Here is a 24,858-nt window from a genome sequence, read left to right on the forward strand (position 1 = left end):
AGTGGTGCAACAGAGGCGCATGCAAGCGCCCCGTGGGAGCCGCCCCGCGGCAATGGCAGGAGCAAGCGCTTATTTCGCATCCACGCGCACCTCGACCATGTGTTCCTGGTGGTCATCAACCAGGGGAATCGCCTTGTCGGGTCGCTCGACGCCATCCACAGTCACGCTCGTCACGCCGCTTTCCCGATCGTCACCGACACGCATTTGCGAGACGCCGATGTGATAGACGGTGTCCCGATAGCGGTAGTGGATCTTGTACGCGTGCCAGTCCGCCGGCAGGCAGGGCGCGAGATGCAGGGTGTCGCCCGCCAGCCTCAGGCCCAGCAGCGATTCCATCACCAGCCGATACATCCAGCCGGCAGAGCCGGTGTACCAGCTCCAGCCACCGCGGCCGATGTGCGGCGTGAGTGCGTAGACGTCGGCTGCGACGACGTAGGGTTCCGCCTTGTAGGTGGCGATCCCCTCCGCGGAAAGTCCGTGATTGACCGGGTTGATCATGGCCAACAGCTCCCAGGCACGCTCGCGCTCGCCCAAGGCGGCAAACGCCATCGCCGCCCAGATCGCCCCGTGGGTGTACTGGCCGCCATTCTCGCGCACGCCCGGCACGTAGCCGCGGATGTAGCCGGGATCCAGATTCGACTTGTCGAAGGGCGGATCGAGAAGCTGGACGAGCGCGTAGTCGCGGCGCACGAGCCGTTCGTCAACGGATTTCATGGCCATGCGCGAACGCATCTCGTCGCCCGCCCCGGACAGCACGGACCAGCTCTGCGAGATCGAATCGATGCGGCATTCCGTGTTGCCGGCGGAGCCAAGCGGCGTGCCATCGTCGAACCAGGCGCGGCGGTACCACTGGCCGTCCCAGGCGTGCTGCTCGATGTTCCGGCGCAACTGCCCCCCCTCCTCCACGCACAGATCGGCGAAGGATGCATCACCGTACGCTCTCGCCACCCCGGCGAACTGTCTCAGCACTTCGCACAGGAAGAAGCCCAGCCAGACACTCTCGCCCTTGCCCTTGATCCCTACCAGATTCATGCCGTCGTTCCAGTCGCCCGCGCCGATCAGCGGCAGGCCGCGTTCACCGAAGCGCAGACCGTGGCGGATGGCTCGCACGCAGTGCTGGTACAGGCTGTCCACGTCGACGGAGCGGCCGGGCAGGTCATAGTAGGAGTCGTCCTCGGGATTGACCGGGCGGCCCTCGAGGAAGTGCACGGCTTCGTCCAGTACCCCCGTGTCGCCGGTACTCGTCACATAGCGGCACACCGCCAGCGGTAGCCACAGGTAGTCGTCCGAACAGCGCGTGCGCACCCCCCGGCCTGCCGGCGGATGCCACCAGTGCTGCACGTCGCCCTCCTGGAACTGACGGCTCGCGCACAACAGCAGATGCGCACGCACCAGCCCGGGCTCGGCATGGATCAGTGCCATCACATCCTGCAACTGGTCGCGGAAGCCAAAGGCGCCACCCGACTGGTAATAGCCGCTGCGGGCCCAGATGCGACACACCAGCGTCTGGTACATGAGCCAGCCGTTGGTCAGCACGTTGACCGACGGGTCGGGCGTTTCCACCTGAACCGCGCCGAGCGTGTGCTTCCAGTGCTGCTGCACCGTTGCGAGCGCACCGCGCGCGGCCAGGGCGCCGCGGAAGCGCTGCACGAGCGTGCCGGCGTCTTCGACGTTGAGCCCGACGCCGAGCCGGAAGACGACTTCGCGCTCCTGCCCCTCAGCCAGATCGAAACTCACCTGGATCGCGCCGCAGGGGTCCAGCGCCGCGCCCACTTTGCCGGACAGGCGCGTGCGGCTCATTGCCGCCGGATTTCGCAGCGTGCCGTTGCGCCCGAGGAATTCCGTGCGGTCCCCGCTCAGGTTGCGTGTCGGTTCATCCACATCGAAGAAGGCCACCCGCTCGGCAAACTCCATGCTGTAGGGGTTACGCGCGTAGAGCGCACCGCTGCGGGGGTCGATTTCGGTGCTGACATGCATGGCGGATTTCGCCCCCAGATCCCCCAGCACCCACTCGACGTAGCCGGTCACGGAGAGCCGGCGCGCACGCCCCGATTCGTTTCGCATTTTCAGCACCGAGAACTTGACGGGGGCGTCCAGCGCCACGAAAACGCGCAGTTCCGACCAAATGCCTGCGGATCGGGTCTCGAAGACGCTATAGCCGAATCCGTGCCGGACGACGTAGGACGCATCGGCACGGGCCGGCAGCGGTGTGGGCGACCAGAACTGGCCGGTCTCTTCGTCGCGCAGGTACAGGGCTTCGCCGCTCGAATCGCTCACCGGATCGTTGTGCCAGGGGGTGAGACGGAATTCGTGCGCGTTCTCGCTCCAGGTGTAGGCGACGCCGCTCTCCGAGACGATCGTCCCGAAGTGGGGATTCGCCAGAACGTTCACCCACGGCGCCGGAGTCACCTCGCCGGGCGCGAGCGCAATGACGTATTCACGCCCGTCAGGGGTGAATCCGCCGAGCCCGTTGAACAGGATCAGATCGCGGCGCGGCGGCTCGGCGGCGGGAGCGCCTTCGGAACGCTGCGCGCGACTCGGCGCAAAACGCGGCGGCCGTGGATCCGCAAGGGTGCGGCGGTCGAGCTGCTCCACCAGTGTGCCCCGGCCGTCGGAAATGATGGCACGCGCAACCGACTGGAGCAGGATGCGGTCCTCGCCGGACATCTGCTCGGCGGGCCGCACGAAAATGCCCCCCGGCCGATCGATCACGCTCGCCTCGATACCCGAGGCGATCAGCCCCATGATCTGTTCCTGCAATCGTTGCCGGTAACCGGCATGCTCCTCGTTCCAGATCACCAGGTCCACCGCCAGCCCCTTCAGCCGCCAATACGCGTGGGCCTGCACGAGTTGGCGCACGAGATCGATGTTGGCCGAGTCGCCGATCTGCAGCAGCACGATCGGCAGATCGCCCGAAATGGCGTATCCCCACAGGCCCGACTGTCCGCGGCGATTCTTGATGAGCACCGCCGGGTCGGCGCGCAGCGAGGCGTTGGCGTGGATCACCGAGCTGGCCAGGCGCGCATGCAGTTGCGAGTCGGCTTCGCTGGCATTGAGCTGCCGCAGCACCACCTGGCTGTGGGTCCAGGTCAGGTCGAAGACGCGATCGGCGAGATGGCGGTCCTGGTATTTCTCGACCAGGCTCACGGCCATGTCGCGGGTGTCACTGATGCCCGAGACGATGTCGATCGTGACCGACTGTTCCGGATCGAGCGTGATGCGATGACGGATGGCGACGACCGGATCCAGCACCGAACCGTCGGTGCCCGAGAGCGGGCCCGGGTCGCTCATCGCCAGCGGATTGGCGGCACTTCTCGTACGGCCGATGAAGCGCAGACGATCGGTCTCGTAGGACACCTCGCCGAGCTTCGCACCATGCACCGCCATCAGATGCAGCATCCACGGCGCCTGCTCGCCCGCCGAACGGGGCCGGCGCGTGCACAGGATCGCGCACCGCTCGTGCAATATCTCGGTCTGCACGAAAAGATTGCTGAAGGCCGGATGCAGCGCGTCCGCGGCGGGAGGTGCGATCACCACTTCGGCGTAACTCGTGACCTCGATTTCCCGGCGCTGTTCCGACCGATTGGTGATGCGCACCCGCCGAAGCTCGATATCGTCCTCCGGCGACACGACGATCTCGGTGTAAGTCTCGAAATCGCCATCGTCCGCGCCATCGCCGGTGCACACCGGGTCGCGGCGGCGAAACTCGGCGCGCCCTTCGGAGAAGATCGCCTCGTACGTCTCCGGTCGCTTGAGCGTCGGCTGATAGGCGGTCGACCAGAACTCGCCGCTCGCCCCGCTGGTCACTTCGCGGACGTAGCAGAACGTGCCCCAGTTGTCGCACGTGCCGTCTTCGCGCCAGCGCGTGACGGCGAGGTCCTTCCAGCGGCTGTAGCCGCCGCCCGCGTTGGTGACCATCACGTGGTAGCGGCCGTTCGACAGCAGCTGCACCTCGGGTATCGGCGTGTGCGGGGTACTGAACACCCGAATCTGCGTTTCCGCGGCGACCGACGTCGCACGCACGTCGGACAGCTGCGCCGTGTGCGCAAACAAGGCCGTGGCTTTCGGGATGCGCTCCTGCAGCAGCAGCATGACTGCCTGGAACAAACGGTCCGACTCGAAGCGCCGCTGCATCGGGCGATCCAGCACCAGGTAGGCCAGCGCCAGCAGGCTCATGCCCTGGTGGTGGGCCATGAAGGAGCGCACCAACACGTGCGATTGCCCGCGACGCTGGCGTGCCGGCGTGTAGTCGATCGCCTCGAAGAAGCCGAATTTGCCAAGGAAGCCCTCGGCCGCGAGTCGCTGCAGATTCAGGCACGCCTCCTCGGGCGCCACCATCAGCGCGAGCACCGAGGCATAGGGCGCGATCACCAGATCGTCGGCCAAGCCGCGCTTGAGTCCCAGCCCCGGCACGCCGAAGGCGCGGTACTGGTAATTGAGATGCATGTCGACGGTGTTGTAGCCGGATTCCGAGATGCCCCAGGGGACGCCGCGCTGGATGCCGTACTCGATCTGTCGCGCCACCGCCGCCTTGCAGGTCTGGTCGAGCAGCGTATTGTCGTACGTGGGCATCACCAGCAGCGGCATCAGGTACTCGAACATCGAGCCGCTCCACGACAGCAGGACCGGTTCGCCACCGGTCGCAGTGAGCAGGCGCCCGAGGGTGAACCAGCTTTCCTGCGACACTTGCCCCTGGGCAATCGCCACGAAACTACATAGGCGCGCCTCGGACGCCAGCAGGTCGTAGTAACTCGAATCCAGTCGGCGCTCTTCGACGTTGTAACCGATGGTCAACAAGTGTCGCGTCTTGTCGAACAGGAACTCATAGTCCATCTGCGCCAGTTCGCCGCATTGCAGTGCCAGGCGTTCGATGGCCGCAATCCTGTCTCGCGCGCGGGCGCGCCCTTCCGCGAGGGATTGCTGCAGTTCGCCAAGCCAGGCGAGTTGCGCCTGCGTCCACTCGCGTTGCGCCGACGTTGTCTCCGTATCGCCCCTCGCCAGTTGGCGCAGGGTCGGGATGCCGGGGGCGTCGACCAGCCTGGCGAAATGCGCCTCCATCCCCCCCGGTGCTGCCGGCAGCACCAGCCACGGCGCGAGAAAGCACAGCTCGTCCAGCGCCTCTCGGCATTGCCGGGCAAGGGCCTGCGCCCACACCTGCGCTTCCGCCCCCTTCGCATCGCGCTCGGGCACCGGACCGTCCCTGACATCGGCGCTGACGACGAACCGCTCGGCGAGTTCGGCGGCCCCGGTCGCCAAGCGCATCAGGGTCAATCGCGCCGCTGCGAGGGTGCCCGGAGGCGCCGCGGACACCGCTTCCAGGGTGTTCCTGAACTCCGCCAGCGGGCCCGCAGCCGCCCTGTCCATTGCGTCGGCAAGGTCCGCAAGTATCCTGAGCGTGTCGCTCAAGCCGTCGAATAGCCGCCCTGCGATCACCTTGTCATCGGCCAGCGCGAGCAGACCCGCACGCAAGGTCAGCAGGTGGCCGGCGAGGTTGCCACTGTCCACCGTCGAGACATACAGCGGCGACAAGGGCAGCAGCGTCTGCGTGTCGTACCAGTTGTAGAAGTGCCCCCGGTGCCGCTCCAGCCCGTCCATCGTACGCAGGGTATTCGTCGTGCGCTCGATGAGTTGTCCGGCCGGGATGTAGCCGAAGTCGTACGCGGACAGATTCGCCAGCAGCGCCACCCCGATATTGGTCGGCGACGTGCGATGCGCGACCGCGGCAACGCGATACTCCTGATAATTGTCCGGCGGCAGCCAATTGTCGTCCGCACCGACCAAGGTGTCGAAGAAGGCCCAGGTGCGGCGCGCCAGCGCGCGCAGGAACAAGATCTGCTCGGCCGCCAGGGACACCGTGCGGCGCGCCAGCGGGCGGCTGATCCACCATGCGATGCCGGGCGACACGAACCACAGCAGCAGAATCGGCCCCGCCACCCCCAGCACCACCGGCTCCGCAATCACCAGATAGATCGCCGTCACGGCGGCAATGACGGGGCCGATCCACATCGATCGCCAACACCCGAGGGCCTCGCTGCGGCCACGCTCGGCCAATTCGCGATCGACTTCGCTCGACGGTTTCCATTCGAGCAGTCGCCTGCGAGCGACCAGCATCCGCCAAACCGTGCGCGCGATCGCATCCAGGCTGAAAAACGCCTCGTACGGCAGACAGGCCAGCTCGAACGCCACCTGCGTCAGGCGCCGCGCCGCCGACTGTGCAACGGCTGCGAGGTGCTGGCGCAACAGCACCTCGTCCGGCTTGCGGAACAGATCGACGATGGCGACGCACACGGCCGGAATCAGCAGGATGCCGATCACCGCCGAGGTCCACAACCACGCCGGCGACAGGAGCGTCCATCCGGACAGCAACATCAGCGTCAGCGCCGCCGGGACGAGACTGCGCCGCAGATTGTCGACCAGCTTCCACTGCGACAGCATCGACAGCGGATTCGTCCGGCGGCGCGCGCCCTCGCCCGGAACGTGCCGCAGCAACCACCCCGCCAGCTGCCAGTCGCCCCGAATCCAGCGGTGACGGCGACTCACGTCCGCGCTGTAGCGGGCAGGATAGTCCTCGTACACCTGCACGTCGCTCAACAGCCCGGCACGCGCGTAACAACCTTCGAGAAGATCGTGACTGAGGATGCGATTTTCGGGAAAGCACCCGTCGAGCGCCTGCTCGAACGCATCGACGTCGTAGATCCCCTTGCCGATGAACGAACCTTCGCCGAACACATCCTGGTAGACATCCGACACGGCGCGCGTGTACGGATCGATGCCCGGCTCACCACCGTACAGGCGCGCATAGTGCGAGCGGTTCGTCCCCGGCAGGCTGACCGACACGCGCGGCTGCAGGATGGCGTAGCCGTCGCACACGCGACATTTGTCCGCGTCGTACCGTGCGCGATTCAGCGGGTGCGCCAGGGCACCCACCAGTTGTCGCGCCGTATCGCGCGGCAACTGCGTATCCGTATCCAGGGTAATGACGTACTTCACCCCGGTCAGAATCGCGGTGTCGCCGACGACAAGGGCAAAGCCATCCCCGGCAACGCCACGCGTGCCCGCCCGCAACAGCGCGTTCAAATCCGCGAGCTTGCCGCGCTTGCGCTCATACCCCATCCAGACCCGCTCCTGCGGGTTCCATCGCCGCGGGCGGTGGAAGAGGAAGAAAATGTCGTCCCGGGTCCAGCCCTCGCCATTGGTGTATTTCTCGTTCAGCTCGTCTATTCGCGTCCGGGCCAGCTCCATCAGCGGACCGTCCTCGGGCAGCGATTCATGCTGCGCGTCCAGAAAATCGGTCAACAAACCGAAGTGCAGGCTGGCATCGCGATTCGCCAGAAACCTGACTTCCAGCGCCTCGACCAGATCCTCGACGCTCGCAGCACTCGTGAGCATGGTCGGGACCACCACCAGCGTGCGCGACTGCGACGGGATTCCTTCGGAGAAGTCCATTCTGGGCAGCGGACGCGGCGCCACCAGCACGGTTGCCAGCCAGTTCACCAGTGCCACGGCCAGCTGACTCGCACCCAGCAGCGAGACGATGCAGACGGGCAGCAGCACCCAAACGGATGTTCCCGCGCCACTCGCCTGCGTCAGCAGATAGCCGGTAAGGATCAGGGTGATCAGCGTGATGGCGCCCAAATACGTGATCAACGGGATCCGGTCTGCCGCCCTGCACAAGGCCTCGGGGCCGGAAAGGTGAACGTCCGCCGCCCGCTCGAGCTCCGGCAAACCCCTGTCGATCAGGTAGAAGCCCACGTGCCCTGCCCGGTCGACGCTCCCGCTCGCGGTATCGATGGCCGCGCCGGCCCGCGCCAGGTCGAGCGCCTTGCGGGCCACTTCGCCCTCCGTCAGACGGCCTTTCCTCGCGATCGCTTCCGTTGCATGGCGGTAATGGTCGCGAGTAGCAAAATCCATCCTGCCATAGACGCCGGCGGGATCCTGCATCAGAGTCTGTTCGACGACACTCATGCTTTCGACGAACTTGCGCCAGTCCATCGCCCCCAGCACACGGAGACTGCCAATGCTGTTGCTGATCGAGACCTGATCGGCGGCCTGCTGCTGGTTCTCCGACTGAACCATCTGTTCAATCGTCAGGCCCGATTCGGACAGTCGCTGCTCGATCCAGGTCAGCGGCAAGGCCAGGGCCGGGCCTCGCCCCTGCAAGCGGCGCGCCAGCTCCGCAACAAACGCGCTGACCATCGGCGGATTTGAACGCGCCATGTCTGCGATCACCAGGATCAGACTCTTCGGATCCTTCTCGGCGGTCTCGGTCATCTGGTCCGCCCAGGAACCAGCCAGGTCGCGCTCCGCCCAACCCGCGGCGATGCGCGCGCCAACGCGGCGCAGATTCTCGATCACTGCCAGTCGCAGCATGATCGGGATCGCCCACAATTCGCCGAGCTTGAGAGCCGATACCGTCTGGTAGGCCGCCACGAAGCGGCTGAGACTTTCCGTATCCACGCGACCATCGCCGTGCGCCACGGTCTCCAGCGCGATGTCGTACACGCGCGGGGGCCCCGCCGACGGCCCCGCGGACCCGATTTCCAGGCGCGGCAGTTCGCGGCTGTAACCTTTGGGCAGGTGCCTCTTGGCCGTGCGGATCTGCTCTTCGATAAGGTAGAAGTTGTCGAGCAGCCAGTCCCCCGCCGGCGTGATCCGGCGGTTCTCCGTCACCGCAACGGTGAGCAGCTTGCACACTCCGACCAGCGCGCTTTCATTCGCCGCCAGCCGCCCCAGAAGCTGATCCGGTGCGCGTCCCGGGGCCAATCGGTGCGTTGCCGCGAGGGCCTTGCCATGCTGCTCCATCTGATCGGCGCTGAACAATTCCGATCGCAGCGGCGGCTCCTCGTCGGACGAAATCCTTGGCCAGCCGCTTCCGCGAAGCTGCATCTCCAATTGCTGCAAATATGCGTTGAGCTTCATGCCGGCGTTCAATTCAGGGGCCTTTTTTCAGAAAATGAAATCTCAGTGAAACGCATCACGGCGCACGAGCGACCGCCTACTCTCCAAGCAGCTCCGCCACCGACTCAAGTTCCTCCACATGCTGCGTCACCACTTTCGCGATGACCGTGATGGGAATGCTCAACAGCAAGCCCCAGATGCCCCACAGCCATGCCCAGAACAGCATCGAGACGAATACCGCTGCCGTGTTCATCTTGGCGATCCGGCCGGTCATCCAGGTGGTGACGAAAGTCCCGACGAACGTGGCGATCACTACCGACGCCCCGGCAACCATCAAGGCCGTTGACAGGGAATTGAACTGCATGAATGCCGCCATCCCGATGCCGGCGGCGGTCACAGCCGGACCGAAATACGGGATGACGTGCAGCAGGCCTGCGGCCACGGCCCAGGCGCCAGCGTTTTCCAGACCCACCCAGTGCAACGCGATCCAGGTGAGCAGTCCGACCAGCACATTGGTCGCCAGCAGCATGAACATGTAGCGCTGGATCGACGCATTGATGTCGTCGAGGATGTGAACGGTGATCTTCCGGTTCGACATCGACGGGCCCGTGAGGCGCACCAGCTTCCGCTTGTACGTGTCGCCCGAAAGAAGCAGGAAGAAGGTCAGGAAAAGCACCATGGCTGCCTGGCCGATCAGCCCCATCGCCCCCATGGAGCCCATCAAAAGGAAGTTGCCGAGTTTGAAGCCGGGCGTATCCACAACGACGCGCGTCGCCTTCTGTCTTGGCGTCGGGTCGATACCGGCCGCCTCGCTCGTTGCCTTCTCGATCTCGTCGGCAGCGGTCTGCACCTTCTGTATGGTGCTGGCCTCGCCTTTACGCAAACTCGCCAGGCCGGTCGACAGCTTGCTGACCGCTTCGGGCACCTGATCGAGGATCGTCTGCATCTGCCCGCGCAGGGAGAATGCCCCCAGACCGAGCGCACACACGACGCTCACCATCACCACGATGGTTCCGACCACGCGCGGAATCTTGATCCGTTCGAGCCACACGACGAGGGGATTGAGGGTGTAGGCAAAGAGGATCCCGAGCAGCATCGAGATGAAGAAGCTCTGCGCCCATTCCAGCGCAAACACCACCGCGACGGTGGCAAGGACGCCCAGCGCCAAGCCTCGCGCATCCGTTCCCATATCGACCGTCGGCGCGATCGCATCGTCTGCAACCGCAGCCGGGATTTCGACCGACTCCGCGACACCGTCTCCTGCACCGGTCAGGGGTTCCGGCTTCACGGGCGCTGCAGCCGGAATGTCGCCGGAGTGTGTCATCGTCCTCGCACCTCAGCGTGCGGCTCGCGCTTGCGCGCGAAGCGTCGCGGGGGATTCACAAGAGGTGTCGTGCCATTCGTTCAGCAGTTTCGCCGCGAAAAAACTTCGATGAACAGCAGCAGACCGTCGCAGACACTCCCGAACACGAGGTCCGAGAGTAGTCCGCGACGGTCAGTCCCTCACTTGAGCCGCAGGTCGTTCTTGACCGATTTCACACCGGCCACGGTGCGTGCCACGTCGGCGGCCTTGCCGATGTCGCCCTTCTCGGCCACAAAGCCGCTCAGTTGCACGACGCCCTTGAATGTCTCGACGTTGATTTCTGCAACTTTCAGTGTGGGTTCCTTGAGAATCGCCGCCTTCACCTTGGTCGTGATGACGCTGTCGTCAATGTACTCGCCGGTCCCCTCCTGCTTCGGCGTGGATGAGCAGCCCACTGCGGTCACCAGCGTAATGGCCAGGAAAAATGCGGAAAGATACTTGCCAAATTGTTTCATGATTGATTCTCCAGAAATACATACAAAAGGACTTCTCGCTTCTTGCTTCCAGCACACGCTCGACAAACTACTACCTGAAGCCGGTCATCCGCACTGCGTCGTGGCGCCCTTCCCGGCGCCGGTTGACACCGCGGCTTCGCCCCGGCGGATGCATCAGCGCCGGCTCATCAGGATGCCGATGATGATTCCGGCTGCCGCCGCAAGCCCGAGGACTTTCCACGGGTTCTCCACTACATACTCATGGGTGACGTCTGCGGTGTGCCTGGCCTTTTCCGTCACCGCAAGTCGCGAACTGTCGAGTCGGGACCTCGCCTCGACCAGCTTTCCTTCAATCTTCGTGCGTACCGCGGCGAATTCCTCGGCGGTGGAATTGGCCACCTCCTTCAGCAAGCCATCTGCATCGGAACCTACGCTTTTGAGATCTCTCACCAGCTTGTCCTTCATGTCTTCTACAGAGCCGTGGCCTTGGGTCAGATCGTTAATCATCATGCCTCCTGGTGCGAATGGTGAATGGGCGAAGCGACTGTCGCGGACAGACTTGCGCCCGCGTCACCGCTACTGGCGAGGAACCGATTTGCCGTGCTCATTTTTCACATTTACACGCATGTCGTTCCTGACGGATGACCGTACATTCGGGCCGAAGCGTTCCTCTGACACGCATCCTGTTCCTCACCGCACACGGAGTCTGTGCGCTGGCGTACAGACGGTTATTCCCCTGTGAGTAGGATTGCAACAAGGACGTGGCACTGACTATCGAAACCGAGGCTGGTCGCCACTTACTCTGACCTGGGACCACCGCCGCAAAGGCGCAATCGGCAACGCGGTTGCAACGGTGGTGCTGGCGCGCCGAGAAGGGCGGCATTGGCGCGCTTCGAGAGCTTTCTCGAACGCTTCGCCGCTACGACTCACTGTCGGGAGAATGAAATGTCAATCGGAACAATTCTACTGATCGTTCTGGTGCTATTGCTGATCGGCGCGATTCCCGCTTGGCCCCACAGCCAGGGATGGGGATACGGTCCCAGCGGTGGTATTGGGCTGGTGGTGCTGATCCTGCTGATCCTGTTGCTGATGGGCAAGATATAGCGCCTTGCTCCGTCCGGGCGTGACACCCCCGAGAAAGACAATGCGGTTCGCAAATCAGGTCGAACTGCAGGCCGGTCATGTCCGCCGACGGAGTTTCAATTAATGGGAAGGAACGAAAATGCTGCATTACGCCGTGGTGTTTTTAGTGATCGCACTGGTCGCAGCCCTCCTTGGTTTTACCGGGATCGCGGCCGGCGCCGTCGAGATCGCCAAGATCTTGTTCTTCGTTTTTCTCGTTCTCTTTGTCGTATCCCTTGTCATGGGTCTCCGCGGTCGAAAGTGACCGTGATCCCGCGCTAGCACGTCCACCGAATGCGGCTGAGACGATGGAATGCAAGTGTCCATGCAGCCCGCTCAACCACGTGTGTGCTCCGCAGTACACAGGCTGAGCATCGCCGGAAATCTCAATCGCCGGACGACCAACGCATCCGGGCGGCCGTCCCCCCACGCTTGCGGACGATTTGTTCGCGCGAGTGCATGGTTCATCTATGGAGCAGAGCATGAGCAATCCCCATTCAGCGTTCGACACTCCGGCCGGGCATCGGCCTTCCCGCCTGTCGATGCATAGCGGGCTGCTGGCCCCCGTCGTGGCCCTCGTGGTGGCCCTGCAATGCGCCCCGCTGTGGGCTGACGAGGTGGACGACGCAGCACGATTCAATGCCACCAGTGCCCCGCAGGCAGAAATCTCATGGATGAGCGGCGGTATCGGCGATGAAGCGCGCGAAGAAATGCGCAAGGCAGCGCGGGCTTACAACGTGCACATCGTCTTCAGCGCCCGCAATGGCGACTACCTCGCTACCGTTCCCGTCACCGTGACGCGGCGAAACGGCCAGAAAATCTATTCCGGCGTCAGCGACGGCCCCCTGCTTTACCTCAAGCTGCCACCCGGGTCTTACCAGCTTGCTGCCGAAATTGACGGCGCCTGGCAAAGCAAGCGCATCGAGGCGGGCGCATCCGGACGTGCCACCAAGGTGACGTTTGTCTCCCGGGGCGAATGACTGCAGTGGTCTCACGACCACTAACCTGGATCCCGCCTTCTGCCCGCAGAGCCTCCCCGGTGAGCAGGCCGCTAGCGCGCCTTTCACCGCCTTGCCACCGGGCCTGACGAGTTTAGGCTGCCTTGTCGACATTGACCCGCGCAGCGCGCAGCTTGACGTCGAGGTCGCGTAGGCCGGTCCGCAAGCCCTCTTCGATTACCGGATGATAAACCGGCATCTCGAGCATCTGCGCGACCGTCATCTCGTTCTGCAGCGCCCAGGCCAACAGGTGTGCCAGATGCTCGGCAGCGGGCGCCAGCATTTCCGCGCCCACGAAGCGCCCGCTGGCGAGATCTCCGTAGACGTTCAGCAGCCCCTTGTTCCTGAGCAGGATGCGCGAACGGCCCTGATCCTCGAAACTCACCTGTCCGGTCGCGAAGCTACCGGGTTTCATCGCATGCAGGCCGCCCCCCACGATGCCGATCTGCGGATCGGTGAACACCACGCCGATGCGCGCGCGGCGCAGACCAGGCTTCACCTGCCTGCCCAGCGCGAAACGTGCGGCATTCTCGCCGGCAATGCGCCCCTCGTCGGTCGCCTCGTGCAGGAGCGGGATGAAATTGCCGGCATCGCCCGCAATGAAAATCGGACTCGCCCTGTCTGCGCTAACCGTCCGCGTGGTCAATGGATCGAAGGACGGCACGCCTTTGGCGTCGAGCTTGAGCGTAGTCCTGTCGAGGCCGATGCCCGTCACATTGGGCGTACGGCCGGTCGCCGCCAGAACATAATCGAAATACTCGATGACATCGGAACCATCCGGCCCCGCGCGTCGAATCGCGACGCGGTCGCCATAACGCTGCATGTCGGCAATGCGCGCATCGGGCGCCAGCGTGAATTCCTCGTTGAAGGTCACGCAGGCGTATGCGCGGATCTCCGGATCGCTGATCGGGCCGACACGCCCGCCACGACCGAGTACCGCCACACGAACACCCAGCCGGTGCAGTGCCTGGCCCAGCTCCAGGCCGATAATCCCCGGGCCGATCACCGCCACGGCCTTGGGCAGATCGTGCCAGTTGAACACGTCGTCACTGGTGATCACGCGGTCACCCAGTGACGTGAACGAATCCGGGTAGGCGGCACGCGAGCCGGTTGCGATGATGATGCTCTTGCTCGTGACCCGCGTATGGTCGGCGACGGCTAACGTATGGTCGTCGACGAAACAAGCCTGGCCGCGAATGCGCTCGGCGTCGGGAATCTCTTCCACGTCGCGCAGCACGAAGCTGACAAAACGGTCGCGCTCGCGTCGCACCCGGTCCATCACCGCGCGGCCATCGATGCGGACATCGCCATCGACACAAACGCCGAACCCCCCGGCCTTCCCGACCGCGTGGGCGGCGTCGGCGGCGGCAATCAGGAGCTTGCTCGGCATGCAGCCGACGCGCGCGCAGGTGGTGCCATATTCGCCGCCTTCGATAATCACCGCGCTCGCACCGGCTTTCCTGGCTGCGTAGAACGCGGCAAGGCCTGCCGTGCCGGCACCGACCACTGCAACATCAACTTGCACGGTCTTCATGTCTCATCCTCGTTTCGTCGGCGGCTCCCGACGCATTGGGGGCGCCTTGTGCCCTGCACAAGCCGGCATCCCTGTTGCGCCGTGGGCTAGCGATTGCGGTAGCGATCGTCGCCGTGGCGGTCGTCCCGCTCGTCCCAACGCTGGTCGCCCCTGCGCTCGTCGCGGCGCCCATCGCGGCCGTCACCATGACGTTCGCGGTAACGCGGGACGTACTCGCGGTTGTACCAGTTGCTTTGTACAAAATAGACCCGCTCGCCGCAGGCGTCGTATTTATGGCAGTGCCTGCGCCAATTCTTTGCATGCCCCGGGGGCACCCGCAGATAGATCGGCGGGCGGCTAACCGGTACCCGCTCGATGGCCACTGCGCGGCGGTAGATCACTTGCGGCCGCGGATAGTCGCCGATGTCGAGGCGACCATAGAAGCCGGGATCGCCGATGCTTATCGACACGCCAACGTCGGCGCCGAGTACCGGGATGGTGGCAGCAGCCAGTGCTGCCGCAAAAATTAAACGTTTCATGTTTGACCTCGTGGTGTCGGAAGTACCACTTCAAGCACTCCCCATGAATCGGGAACGGTGCGCCACGCCATCTCGTCACCGCCTGCAATGGCGGCGAAGGTCGCCGCCGCAATTCCATTACGATAAATCGCACGAATTCGGCGCGTTACCCTTGACGCTGAGCCTACGTTAACGCCGCCACCAACTCTGTACGCAAGCGCGCATAGGGGGCAATCAGGCGTAGATGCCGCTCACGAACGCGTCAAAGGCTTCGACGGGCAAGGGCCGACTGAACAGGTGTCCCTGATAGGCATGGCAACCGTGGCTATCGAGAAACGCTCGCTGCGCCTCGGTTTCCACCCCTTCGGCGATGATGTTCAAGCCGAGGCTTCTGGCCATCGTGATGATCGCCGTAACGATGACCGCGTCGGTGCCCTGTTCCGGAAGATTCAGGACAAACGACTTGTCGATCTTGAGCTGGTCGAGCGACAGGCGCGTCAGGCAGGAAAACGACGAAAATCCGGTACCAAAATCGTCAAGCGAAAAATGGACGCCCAGTCGCTTGATCATCTCTATTTTTTGAATCGTATCGGCGACGTTATCCAGCACCATGCTTTCGGTCAGCTCGAGCGTCAAACGCTGCGGATTGGCATTGTTGGCCTCGAGAACATTGCATACCTGATCAATGAAGCCGGGTTGACGGAACTGGCGGGCGCTTATGTTCACCCCCAGCCTCAGTTCGCGGGTGCGTTCGTCGCATGACCATGCGTTGAGCTGGGCACAGGCGGTCTCCAGCACCCAGCGGCCAATGGGCAGGATGATATCGGACTGCTCCGAAAGCGGGATGAAGTCGCCGGGAGCAATCAGTCCGTGTTTCGGGTGCTGCCAGCGCAGCAAGGCTTCGGCACCGATGATGCGGCGCGTGTTGTCGAACTGTGGCTGGTAATGAAGCACGAACTGCCCGCGCCTGATCGCGTGTCGCAATTCGTTCTCCAGCGTGCTCCGCCGGTCGAGCGCGGCCTGCATCGACGGGTCATAGAAGCGCACCGTATTGCGGCCCGCCGACTTGGCCTGATACAGGGCAAGATCGGCATGCTTGAGGAGCTCTTCGACGGTATCCTGCGCGCACAACAAGCGGACGCCGATACTGGTCGTGCAGTGAAATTCCAAGTCCCCGAGATCAAATGGCTGTGCGATGGCCTCGTTAAGCTTTTCGCCAACCTGTTTGGCCAGGAGGGCAGCCTCCTCCACTTCCGCGCTCAAGCCTTCCAGGATCATTACGAACTCGTCGCCGCCCAGGCGCGCCACCGTGTCGCCTTCCCGCAAGCCGGCGCGCACGCGCTGTGCCACCTCGACCAGCAGCAGATCGCCGACGTCGTGGCCGCGGGTGTCGTTGAGCGTCTTGAAGTTGTCCAGATCCAGAAACAGGATCGCGCCACACAATCCGCTGCGCGAAGTCGTCGCCAGCGCATGCGCCAGCCGGTCGTGCAGCAAGCGCCGATTGGGGAGATGGGTGAGCGGATCGTAAAAGGCCAGGCGATGGATCTCGGCTGCCGCCTCGCTCTTCTCGGTGGTATCGGAAAACGCGCCGACATAATGGGAGACGCTACCGTCGGGCGTCGTCACCGCTGAGATCGTCAGCCATGCGACGTAGATTTGTCCGTTCTTGCGCCGGTTCCAGATTTCACCCTGCCAATAATGCTTTTCCTTCAGGGTCTGCCACATGTTCTTGAAGAACGCCCGGTCGTGGCGTCCTGAACTCAGCAACGCCGGCGTCTTTCCCAGGGCCTCGCCCGGGCTGAAACCGCTCAGTTCCGTAAAGGCGCGATTGACCTTGATGATGACGCCATTGGCGTCGGTAACGATCATGCCCTCCTGCGACTCGAACGCAATGGCGGCGATGCGCTGTTCCTCCTCGGCACGCTTGCGCTCGCTGATGTCCGTGAATGCAATTCGCACGACCGGCGTGCTTCCCGCCATTTCCATCACCACGCACTGCAGCTGGGCGGGAAAGCACGAGCCATCGCCCCGTTTCAGCAGCAGTTCGCAATTGAGCGTCAGGTTGGCCGGTCCCTGCCACGCCGCGGTGATGTGGCGCCGCCAGCGTTCATGATCATGCGGGGCAATGAAATTCTCGAAGTGGCGCTGGTTCAGTTTTGATCGCGGCACACGCATGAGCGTCGCCGCGACGAGATTGGCCTCGACAACCATCGCGTCCCGGGACAGCGTGAGATAGCCGACCGGGGCGAAATCGAAAAGATTCACGTAGCGATCGCGCGACTCCTCCATGTCGATGTGGGCGTGGCGCAACGCCTCGTTCTGCATCTCCAGTTCGATCTGGTGCACCTGGAGTTCATGCAGCAGCGCATCCACCGAACGTTGCGGCACTGCCGGGGCACTGCCGAATTGCGCTTCGGCGGCTGTTCGCAGGGGATCTTTGCTAACCGCTTTCTTGCCCATCGTCCTGAACCCTCACGCAGACCCTTCGGCTTCCTGCATCGCCAGCAGAATCAGCTGGGTGTCGTCGCTCCCGCCCGCGATGGGGGCACGTAGTGGCCACGCGGCAAACGGTTTCCGGCAGTGCCATCTTGGCATGCAGCGCTGCTGCTGTCGGCGGGTCAAAGGACGCGGAGTCAAGCGGCGCGCGGGTATCGGATTTCCTTGCAATCTTGCTGGCTGCCACAGGATCTCCCTTGAAGTACCGAACGGCATACCCGAATTGGCATGGTACTCCGATCGGAGCTGCGGTCCCTCTCGTTCGCAACCTTCCCGGATGGCATACCCCAAGCCGGGCAGTGCGAGTTGCCGCAATATGCAAAGCAAAAATTCCCGGATGCTCTTTGCCGCAGGCACTGCCCGGCAGGCACCTCGACGCTGCAGAAATCTTGCCGCTCTGTTCGGTATCGCACAGAACCATTCGTCGCAGGCGCACTAGGCTGCGCATGTCGGGCCGGACCGATTCGAACGCAGACGGCGCGTACCGATCCGTGCCACACTCATACTTGTTCAGGAGATTGCGGGAGAACTGATATGGCATCGCATCGAGCCCCGCACAAACCTCACTGGCTCGCCTGGCGCCTGTTCTGGCTGGCCGGTGTGCTGGGTCTGCCCTTGGCCGCCTGCATGAGCCTGCCCACCATCGTGCCCGACCTGGCCCGTCGCGACCCTGCGGTGCAACTGCAAGGCGCGCGCGGCCCGCTGTCGGCGGAGCAGAGCAAGGCGATTCTCGATCGCCTGGCGGCTCGTGGCCAGGAGACCGACATTTTCGAGCGCCACCTGGCGCTCGAGGAGGCCATCGTCGGCAGCCCCCTGACCACCGGCAACCACGTACTGCTCCTCCAGGACGGCCCCGCCACCTACGGGGCCATGCTGGCAGCCATCGCGGGCGCCCGCGATCACATCAACATGGAAACCTACATTCTCGACGACGACGAGATGGGCCAACGCTTTGCTCAGGCACTGATCGACAAGCAGCAGCAAGGCGTGCAGGTCAATCTCATCCGTGACAGCGCAGGCACCATCGGCACGCCGGCCGCTTTCTTCCAGCGGCTGAGCGACAGCGGCATTCAGGTGCTCGAATTCAATCCCCTCAACCCGCTGGTGGCCCGCAAGGAATGGGAGCTGAATCAGCGCGACCACCGCAAGCTGCTGATCGTCGACGGACGCACCGCATTCCTGGGTGGCATCAACATCAGCAGCGTCTACTCCAGCAGCTCCACCGGCAAGCTTTCGCGCCCCCGCCCGGACGGCAGCTTGGCGTGGCGCGATACCGATCTGCAGTTGCAGGGCCCCGTGGTGGCCGAGTTCCAGAAGCTGTTCCTCGCGGCCTGGGAAGGGCAGAAGGGCGATCCCTTGGCGGCGAAAAACTACTTCCCGCAGCTCGAGAACGCCGGCCGGCAGGTGGTGCGCGCGATCGGCAGTTCGCCCGACGAACCCTTCAGCCTGATCTACGCCACCCTGCTGTCGGCCATCGGCAGCGCCGAGACCAGCGTATACCTGACCAACGCGTATTTTGTGCCTGACCCGCAGCTGCTCGCCGCACTCGAAGCGGCGGCCGGGCGCGGCGTCGACGTGACGCTGATCCTGCCCGGCCAGACCGACTCCTGGCTGGTCTTCCACGCCGGGCGCGGCTACTACGGGCAGTTGCTGCGCGCGGGAGTCAAGATCTACGAGCGACGCGGAGCGATCCTGCATTCCAAGACGGCGCTGATCGACGGCGTGTGGGCCACGGTCGGGTCGACCAATCTCGACTGGCGCAGTTTCCTGCATAACCACGAGTTGAACGCAGTCGTGCTGGGCGCGGAGTTTGGCAGCCAGGTGCATGCGATGTTTAAAAAGGACCTGGCTGAGTCCGACGCAATAACGCTGGAGCAGTGGGAGCGCCGCCCGCTCCAGCTGCGCCTCCAGGAGTTGTTCGCCCGGGCCTGGGAATACTGGCTCTGAGCACCCACGCTCCCCGGGAATTTTCGCTAGCGCGCACAACATATCGCGCTCACTCCTTGCTGACGTCGTTGTACTCCCCGACCAAAGTCTGGATGATTTCCCGTGCGATTGCCGTCTCCTGCTCCGTCCGCGTTTCCGCCACCAGCACGAACTGACCGCTGGCGATCGCATCGCGGACCAGTGCCTCGAACGTCTTTTCCTTGGTCCCGGCGCCGGCCGCCGCACCGATGAGTCCTCCGAGGCTGGCGCCCCAACCCAGCATTGCGAGCGGAGCAATCAACGGGCTCGCAACGAACAGGCTCACGTTCGCCGCCACCAGTGCCAATTGCGCGAGCGCACCGACGCCGGTGCCGACCGCGGTGCCGATGGCCCCGTCGACCAGGACGTCCTTCAGGACTTCCTTGCTGCCCGCTTCCGGAGCCGCTGCGGAGTCAGGTGACCCCAGGTCGTTCTTTTCGAAAAGATGCAGCCGTTCGCGCGGCAACCCCTGCTCGACGAGCCTGGAAAACGCGAGTTGAGCTTGATCGCGGTGAGCGAAAAAACCCGATACGTGGTGGCGATAGTCATCCATGCTCATTCTCCTTGGCGTGCTCCGTACGAAGCGGATGGAGTTCGAGCCTAGCCGGCGCACCCCGCAGCGTCTGTGCGCTGTCGTACCAATAAGCAAAGACCGCGTAATTTAGCCAAGCCGCCGCACGTCAGGACCGGACTGACCGGAAACCTGATGATGCGGCGATTGTGTCCGGAGTGTTCGCGACGGCACGCGTGCGACCGCGTCAGCGGAAAGAGCTGTATATCGCTTCGGCGAGTTTTCGACTGACGCCATCGACCCGGCACAGGTCTTCGACCGTCGCCGCACGCACGCCATCGAGTCCGCCGAACGTGGCCAGCAGATTGCGCCGACGCGTCGCCCCCACGCCGGGAATATCCTCCAACCGCGAGCCGACACGGGTCTTGGCGCGGCGCGCGCGATGGCCGGTGATGGCAAAACGGTGCGCCTCGTCGCGGACTTCCTGGATCAGATGCAACGCTGCATGGTCGGTTCCGAGGTTCAGCGGCAGCCGGCCATCCGGGAAGATCAGCGTCTCCAGCCCCGGCTTGCGCTCCTCGCCCTTGGCAACGCCGACCATCGCAATCGACTCCAGCCCGACTTCCGTCAGCACCGCCAGCGCCGAACTCACCTGCCCCTTGCCGCCATCGATCAGGATCAGGTCGGGGCACACCCCCTCCCCGGCCGCCACCTTGCCATAGCGGCGCTCCAGCACCTGGCGCATCGCCGCAAAATCGTCGCCGCCGGTGATGCCCGCGATGTTGTAACGGCGATACTCGGAATTCTTCATCGCGCCATCCACGCAGACCACACAGGACGCCACGGTCGCCTCGCCCATCGTGTGACTGATGTCGAAACACTCGATGCGCCGCGGCACCTCGGGCAGGTCGAGCGCTTCGCGCAGGGCTTCCAGACGTGCCTCGCTGCGGCCGGTATCGCGAGCCCGTGCCAGAATCGCCAGCCGCGCATTGTTCTCCGCCATCTCCATCCACGCCTTCTCCGCCGCATGACGCGGCGCGATCAGCGAGCAAGGCGTGTCGCTGATTTCCGCCATCAGCGCCTTGACCGGGTCCAGCGGCACATTCAGCAGCAGCCGCGCCGGCATGCCGTGGTCCCGGTAATGCTGCTCGATGAACGCCAGCGCCCCGTCCACTGCGCTGCAACTCCCGGCGGCACTGGGAAATTGCGGACGGTCACCAAGATGCCTGCCGCCGCGCACCATCGCGATATTCACGCACGTCAGGCCGTCCTGTTCCACGGCGGCGATGATGTCGACGTCTTCGTCCTTGCGGCTATCTGCGTACTGACGCTGCAACACCGTCTGCAGCACGCGCACCTGGTCACGACACGCCGCCGCCTCTTCGAACGCCAGCCGCTCGGCCGCCGCGTGCATGCGGGCCGTCAGATCATCAATCACCTCCGAAGCGCGCCCGTCCAGAAAGCGCGCCGCCAGCGTCACGTCCTCAGCGTAGGCCCCATTGTCGATCAGCCCGACACAGGGCGCGGTACAACGCTTGATCTGGTGCAACAGACAGGGCCGCGAGCGGTTCTGGAAGACCGAGTTCTCGCAGGTGCGCAACTGAAAGGTCTTCTGCAGCAGATGGATGCTCTCGCGTACCGCCCAGGCGTTCGGAAACGGTCCGAAATAACGTGCCCCCTTCGTGAACGCCCCCCGGTGATATGCGAGGCGCGGGAAATCATCGCCCGACAGCTCGATGTACGGATAGGACTTGTCGTCGCGGAACAGGATGTTGTAGCGCGGCGCAAGACTCTTGATGAGGTTGTTTTCGAGGATCAGCGCTTCGGCTTCGGAACGCGTCGGCGTGACATCGACGCGCAGAATCTGCGCCACCATTAGCGTGATGCGCGGACTCGGCTGGTTTCGCAGGAAATAGCTCGAAACGCGCCGCTTCAGGTTCTTCGCCTTGCCGACATAGAGCACGCGCCCCTCGGCGCCGATCATGCGATAGACGCCCGGCTCCTCGGGCACTGTCTTGAGAAAGGCCTTCGTGTCGAAGGGGGCCGCAGAATCGGTCATGGGCAACTGCGCGTCGCGCTCGCACGCACGCCTCGCTTACGCGACATCCTCGCTGATACCGGCCAGGGCGCTGCGTGCCTGCCGGTAGGTCGGGTGCAATTCCAGCGCAAACGGATCCTTGCACTGCGCACGCGAGCGCAGCGCCTCAATGCGCGCACGGCTTTCGGGGGGAATCACCGGCGCCCAGCGATCGAGCAGATCGGCCGCCAGGTCCGGACGATTGCACACCAGCACCATGTCGCAGCCGGCTGCGTACGCCGCACGGGCACGCGCGACGATATCCCCCGCGACCGTCGCCCCCTCCATCGTCAGGTCGTCACTGAACACCACGCCGCCAAAACCCAGCCGTCCGCGCAACACGTCCTGCAGCCAGAACGGCGAAAAACCGGCCGGATTGGGATCGACCTTCGGATAGATCACATGCGCCGGCATCACGCCCGACAACTGACGGCCGATTCGGTGGCGGTAAGGCGCGATGTCCTCGTTCCAGATCGCCTCGAAGTCGCGTTCATCGACCGGGATTTCCAGATGCGAATCGGCCTCGACGAAGCCGTGCCCGGGAAAATGCTTGCCCACGCAGCCCATCCCCGCCTCGGCCATCCCGGCCACCAGCGACTGCGCCAGCGTCGCCGCGACCTGCGGGTTGCGATGAAAAGCGCGATCGCCGATCACGCGACTGCAGCCGTAATCCAGGTCCAGCACCGGCGTGAAGCTCAGATCGACCCCATGCGCGAGCAACTCCGCCGCCAGCACATAGCCCACTGCACGCGCGACATCGAGCGCTGCCACATGATCGCGCTCCCACAACTGCCCGAGACGGCGCATCGACGGGATGCGCGTAAAGCCGTCGGTACGGAATCGCTGCACCCGCCCGCCCTCGTGATCGACCGCGATCACCAAGGCCGGATCGCGCAAGGCATGAATCTCGGTGGTCAGCGCGGACAGCTGCTCGGACCCGGTGTAATTGCGCGCGAACAGAATCACGCCCCCAACCAGCGGATCGAGCAGACGCTCGCGCTCCTCCTCGGTCAGCGCCGTTCCCGCGACATCGAGCATCACCGGGCCGAGCGGCCGTCGCACCTTGTTCGGGTTGTCTGCAGAATTCATATCTTCTCGATCAGCGCAAAGGCCACGACGTAGTCGATCTCGTCGCTCAGGCTCAGGTGGGCACTCAGGCCGCGTTCATCCATGTACGCGCTCAGCGCGTCATCAAATTCGTAGACCGGCTTGCCGAGTTCATCGTGCCCGACCCTCACCGCATGTAGCGTCGCGGGCACCGCCACACCGGTGCCGAGGGCCTTGCCGAACGCTTCCTTGGCGGCGAAGCGCTTCGCGAGAAAGCGCGCCTGGTCACGGCTCGCCGCAAAGCCGTCGCGCTCGGATCCCGTGAGGATGCGTGCCGCGAAGCGTTCGCCATGACGTTCCAGCGCGCCGCGCAGACGGTCAATCCTGACGATGTCGGTACCGATTCCGTGGATCATGCTGGTCCGCTTACAGCCCGCGTCCAGCCGCCTCGCGCATCAGGCGCTTCATCTCGCGAACCGCGTCGCGCAGCCCGGAGAACACCGCGCGGCTGACGATCGAATGCCCGATATGCAGCTCACGCACCCCCGGCAGCCGTGCGATGGGCTGGACGTTGTAATAGTTGAGCGCATGCCCGGCGTTGAAGCGCATGCCAAGCGCGCGAATCGCATCGCCAGCACGACGCACCTTGTCGATTTCCGCCACCACCGCGACACTTTCCGCATCGCGCCCGGCCGCGTGGAAAGCATGCGCATAGGGGCCGGTATGAATCTCGCAGACGCGCGCCCCGATCCGCGCCGCCGCTTCGACCTGGGCGATCTCCGCGTCGATGAACACACTCGTGACGATACCGGCATCCGCCAGCCGTCCCACCACCGCCTTCAGGCGCGCTTCCTGCGCGACGACATCCAGACCACCCTCGGTCGTCACCTCATGCCGCCCCTCGGGGACCAGCATTGCCATTTCCGGCTTCAACGCACAGGCGATGCCAAGCATTTCGTCGGTCGCCGCCATCTCGAGATTCAGCTTGATCTGCGTGAGGTCGCGCAGCTTGCGCACGTCCTCGTCCTGGATGTGGCGACGGTCCTCGCGCAGATGCACCGTGATGCCGTCCGCACCACCCAGATGCGCCTCCACGGCCGCCCACACGGGGTCGGGTTCCCAGGTACGGCGCGCCTGCCGCAAGGTCGCCACATGGTCGATATTGACGCCGAGTTCGATCACAGTTCCAGCAACTCCTTCAACACCCGGCGCGACTGCAGCATCTGTCCGCCGAGATAATGGTTGATCAGCATGCGCAACAGCGTCTTGCTTTGCGCCAGGGTCTCGGCGCGCGAGAAATCGTCCTGCGCCATGTCGAGCAGCGTACGACCGCTCACCGCGGGAAGGTCGGCCGCCTCCCCCATTAGCCTCACCGGACCGCGCTCGATTATATAGACGTAGTCCATCCCGGGATCGACCGGATCGCCCGAATCGCTCTCGCTATCGAGCCCGATTCCGTAGCCCAGCTCACGCAACAGCGCGAGCTCGAAGCGCCGCAGCACCGGCTCCGGCACCGCATTGCGGCCCAGCGTTGCAATCGCATCCGCATACGCCTCGAACAGCGCGGGATGCGCATCCTCGCGCGCGGTCAGGCGCACCAACAGTTCGTTCAGATAATAGCCGCACATCAATGCACGTCCGGTCAGCAGGGGCTGTCCGCCGCGCCATTCGGCCCGCACCAGCGTCTTGACCTCGCCACCACCGGACCAATCGATCAGCAAGGGCTGGAAGGCCATGATGACGCCGCGCAGCGCCGACAGCGGTCGCCGCGCACCCTTGGCGACCATCGCCACGCGGCCATGATCGCGCGAGAAAGTCTCGACGATCAGGCTGGTTTCCCGCCACGCATGCGTGTGCAGGACGAACGCCGGCTGCTGATCGATGCGCTGCTTCTGGCTCACGCCGACACGCGCAAG

General features: G+C 64.3%; 17 protein-coding genes and 1 pseudogene. 5 read left to right on the top strand and 13 right to left on the bottom strand.

Annotation, left to right across the window (positions count from 1 at the left end; translation table 11 throughout):
* Nucleotides 1-69: 69 nt before the first annotated feature.
* The 4 genes from GPA25_RS04515 to GPA25_RS04530 form a co-directional block, all read right to left on the bottom strand.
* On the bottom strand, nucleotides 70-8,919 hold the full coding sequence (locus tag GPA25_RS04515; protein ID WP_169259169.1) for a GH36-type glycosyl hydrolase domain-containing protein: 8,850 nt from the start codon (nucleotides 8,917-8,919) through the stop codon (nucleotides 70-72).
* Nucleotides 8,920-8,995: 76 nt separating this feature from the next.
* On the bottom strand, nucleotides 8,996-10,222 hold the full coding sequence (locus GPA25_RS04520) for an AI-2E family transporter (RefSeq protein ID WP_169259170.1): 1,227 nt from the start codon (nucleotides 10,220-10,222) through the stop codon (nucleotides 8,996-8,998).
* A gap of 179 nt (nucleotides 10,223-10,401) precedes the next feature.
* On the bottom strand, nucleotides 10,402-10,716 hold the full coding sequence (locus GPA25_RS04525) for a BON domain-containing protein (RefSeq protein WP_169259171.1): 315 nt from the start codon (nucleotides 10,714-10,716) through the stop codon (nucleotides 10,402-10,404).
* A gap of 153 nt (nucleotides 10,717-10,869) precedes the next feature.
* Nucleotides 10,870-11,202 carry an ElaB/YgaM/YqjD family protein gene (locus GPA25_RS04530; protein WP_246265333.1) on the bottom strand — a complete coding sequence of 111 codons (333 nt, stop codon included), beginning with the start codon at nucleotides 11,200-11,202 and terminating at the stop codon, nucleotides 10,870-10,872.
* Between the two features lie 320 nt (nucleotides 11,203-11,522).
* Here GPA25_RS04530 and GPA25_RS24360 point away from each other — a divergent pair.
* From GPA25_RS24360 to GPA25_RS04545, 4 genes and pseudogenes are all read left to right on the top strand, one after another.
* A pseudogene (locus tag GPA25_RS24360) lies at nucleotides 11,523-11,639 on the top strand (DesA/ISL3 alpha bundle tail domain-containing protein); the annotation flags it as partial.
* A 1-nt stretch (nucleotide 11,640) separates the two neighbouring features.
* Nucleotides 11,641-11,799, top strand: a complete 159-nt coding sequence (locus GPA25_RS04535) for a DUF3309 family protein (RefSeq protein ID WP_169259173.1) — start codon at nucleotides 11,641-11,643, stop codon at nucleotides 11,797-11,799.
* A gap of 118 nt (nucleotides 11,800-11,917) precedes the next feature.
* Nucleotides 11,918-12,082: a DUF1328 domain-containing protein gene (locus GPA25_RS04540; protein ID WP_108949618.1), complete on the top strand. Its 165-nt coding sequence runs from the start codon at nucleotides 11,918-11,920 to the stop codon at nucleotides 12,080-12,082.
* A 205-nt stretch (nucleotides 12,083-12,287) separates the two neighbouring features.
* On the top strand, nucleotides 12,288-12,797 hold the full coding sequence (locus tag GPA25_RS04545; protein ID WP_169259174.1) for a hypothetical protein: 510 nt from the start codon (nucleotides 12,288-12,290) through the stop codon (nucleotides 12,795-12,797).
* Nucleotides 12,798-12,909: 112 nt separating this feature from the next.
* Here the strand turns inward: GPA25_RS04545 and GPA25_RS04550 are convergent, their stop codons facing one another.
* The 3 genes from GPA25_RS04550 to GPA25_RS04560 all read right to left on the bottom strand — a co-directional run bounded on the left by GPA25_RS04550 (nucleotide 12,910) and on the right by GPA25_RS04560 (nucleotide 17,306).
* Nucleotides 12,910-14,349, bottom strand: a complete 1,440-nt coding sequence (locus tag GPA25_RS04550; RefSeq protein WP_169259175.1) for a dihydrolipoyl dehydrogenase — start codon at nucleotides 14,347-14,349, stop codon at nucleotides 12,910-12,912.
* An 86-nt stretch (nucleotides 14,350-14,435) separates the two neighbouring features.
* The gene (locus GPA25_RS04555) at nucleotides 14,436-14,867 is read right to left on the bottom strand and encodes a hypothetical protein (protein WP_169259176.1); all 432 of its coding nucleotides are present in this window, start codon (nucleotides 14,865-14,867) and stop codon (nucleotides 14,436-14,438) included.
* Between the two features lie 213 nt (nucleotides 14,868-15,080).
* On the bottom strand, nucleotides 15,081-17,306 hold the full coding sequence (locus tag GPA25_RS04560; protein WP_169259177.1) for a putative bifunctional diguanylate cyclase/phosphodiesterase: 2,226 nt from the start codon (nucleotides 17,304-17,306) through the stop codon (nucleotides 15,081-15,083).
* Nucleotides 17,307-17,969: 663 nt separating this feature from the next.
* Between GPA25_RS04560 and cls the strand changes: the two genes are divergently transcribed.
* Nucleotides 17,970-19,289 (top strand): cardiolipin synthase, encoded by a 1,320-nt coding sequence (gene cls, locus GPA25_RS04565; protein WP_246265335.1) that lies wholly within the window; start codon nucleotides 17,970-17,972, stop codon nucleotides 19,287-19,289.
* Nucleotides 19,290-19,338: 49 nt separating this feature from the next.
* On the opposite strand, the gene GPA25_RS04570 is transcribed toward cls, so the two are convergent.
* From GPA25_RS04570 to recO, 6 genes are all read right to left on the bottom strand, one after another.
* The gene (locus GPA25_RS04570; protein ID WP_169259179.1) at nucleotides 19,339-19,860 is read right to left on the bottom strand and encodes a hypothetical protein; all 522 of its coding nucleotides are present in this window, start codon (nucleotides 19,858-19,860) and stop codon (nucleotides 19,339-19,341) included.
* A 205-nt stretch (nucleotides 19,861-20,065) separates the two neighbouring features.
* Nucleotides 20,066-21,877 (bottom strand): excinuclease ABC subunit UvrC, encoded by a 1,812-nt coding sequence (uvrC, locus tag GPA25_RS04575; RefSeq protein ID WP_169259180.1) that lies wholly within the window; start codon nucleotides 21,875-21,877, stop codon nucleotides 20,066-20,068.
* 36 nt (nucleotides 21,878-21,913) lie between these two features.
* Complete coding sequence (gene nagZ / locus GPA25_RS04580; protein WP_169259181.1) at nucleotides 21,914-22,984, bottom strand: beta-N-acetylhexosaminidase; 1,071 nt, start codon at nucleotides 22,982-22,984, stop codon at nucleotides 21,914-21,916.
* Nucleotides 22,981-23,358: a holo-ACP synthase gene (gene acpS / locus GPA25_RS04585; RefSeq protein ID WP_169259182.1), complete on the bottom strand. Its 378-nt coding sequence runs from the start codon at nucleotides 23,356-23,358 to the stop codon at nucleotides 22,981-22,983. The genes nagZ and acpS overlap by 4 nt, the downstream gene beginning before the upstream one ends.
* 10 nt (nucleotides 23,359-23,368) lie before the next feature.
* Nucleotides 23,369-24,124, bottom strand: coding sequence for a pyridoxine 5'-phosphate synthase (locus GPA25_RS04590; protein WP_169259183.1), 756 nt, complete (start codon nucleotides 24,122-24,124; stop codon nucleotides 23,369-23,371).
* Nucleotides 24,121-24,843: a DNA repair protein RecO gene (recO, locus tag GPA25_RS04595; RefSeq protein ID WP_169259184.1), complete on the bottom strand. Its 723-nt coding sequence runs from the start codon at nucleotides 24,841-24,843 to the stop codon at nucleotides 24,121-24,123. The genes GPA25_RS04590 and recO overlap by 4 nt, the downstream gene beginning before the upstream one ends.
* Nucleotides 24,844-24,858 lie beyond the last annotated feature (15 nt).

It is taken from the genome of Aromatoleum diolicum, from assembly GCF_012910955.1.
GTDB lineage: Bacteria > Pseudomonadota > Gammaproteobacteria > Burkholderiales > Rhodocyclaceae > Aromatoleum > Aromatoleum diolicum.

What these genes read in the sequence shown, in the direction of transcription:
- GPA25_RS04515 (WP_169259169.1), bottom strand. Translation starts at nt 8,919, where the DNA reads ATGAAGCTCAACGCATATTTGCAGCAATTGGAGATGCAGCTTCGCGGA.
- GPA25_RS04520 (WP_169259170.1), bottom strand. Translation starts at nt 10,222, where the DNA reads ATGACACACTCCGGCGACATTCCGGCTGCAGCGCCCGTGAAGCCGGAA.
- GPA25_RS04525 (WP_169259171.1), bottom strand. Translation starts at nt 10,716, where the DNA reads ATGAAACAATTTGGCAAGTATCTTTCCGCATTTTTCCTGGCCATTACG.
- GPA25_RS04530 (WP_246265333.1), bottom strand. Translation starts at nt 11,202, where the DNA reads ATGATTAACGATCTGACCCAAGGCCACGGCTCTGTAGAAGACATGAAG.
- GPA25_RS04535 (WP_169259173.1), top strand. Translation starts at nt 11,641, where the DNA reads ATGTCAATCGGAACAATTCTACTGATCGTTCTGGTGCTATTGCTGATC.
- GPA25_RS04540 (WP_108949618.1), top strand. Translation starts at nt 11,918, where the DNA reads ATGCTGCATTACGCCGTGGTGTTTTTAGTGATCGCACTGGTCGCAGCC.
- GPA25_RS04545 (WP_169259174.1), top strand. Translation starts at nt 12,288, where the DNA reads ATGGAGCAGAGCATGAGCAATCCCCATTCAGCGTTCGACACTCCGGCC.
- GPA25_RS04550 (WP_169259175.1), bottom strand. Translation starts at nt 14,349, where the DNA reads ATGAAGACCGTGCAAGTTGATGTTGCAGTGGTCGGTGCCGGCACGGCA.
- GPA25_RS04555 (WP_169259176.1), bottom strand. Translation starts at nt 14,867, where the DNA reads ATGAAACGTTTAATTTTTGCGGCAGCACTGGCTGCTGCCACCATCCCG.
- GPA25_RS04560 (WP_169259177.1), bottom strand. Translation starts at nt 17,306, where the DNA reads ATGGGCAAGAAAGCGGTTAGCAAAGATCCCCTGCGAACAGCCGCCGAA.
- cls (WP_246265335.1), top strand. Translation starts at nt 17,970, where the DNA reads ATGAGCCTGCCCACCATCGTGCCCGACCTGGCCCGTCGCGACCCTGCG.
- GPA25_RS04570 (WP_169259179.1), bottom strand. Translation starts at nt 19,860, where the DNA reads ATGGATGACTATCGCCACCACGTATCGGGTTTTTTCGCTCACCGCGAT.
- uvrC (WP_169259180.1), bottom strand. Translation starts at nt 21,877, where the DNA reads ATGACCGATTCTGCGGCCCCCTTCGACACGAAGGCCTTTCTCAAGACA.
- nagZ (WP_169259181.1), bottom strand. Translation starts at nt 22,984, where the DNA reads ATGAATTCTGCAGACAACCCGAACAAGGTGCGACGGCCGCTCGGCCCG.
- acpS (WP_169259182.1), bottom strand. Translation starts at nt 23,358, where the DNA reads ATGATCCACGGAATCGGTACCGACATCGTCAGGATTGACCGTCTGCGC.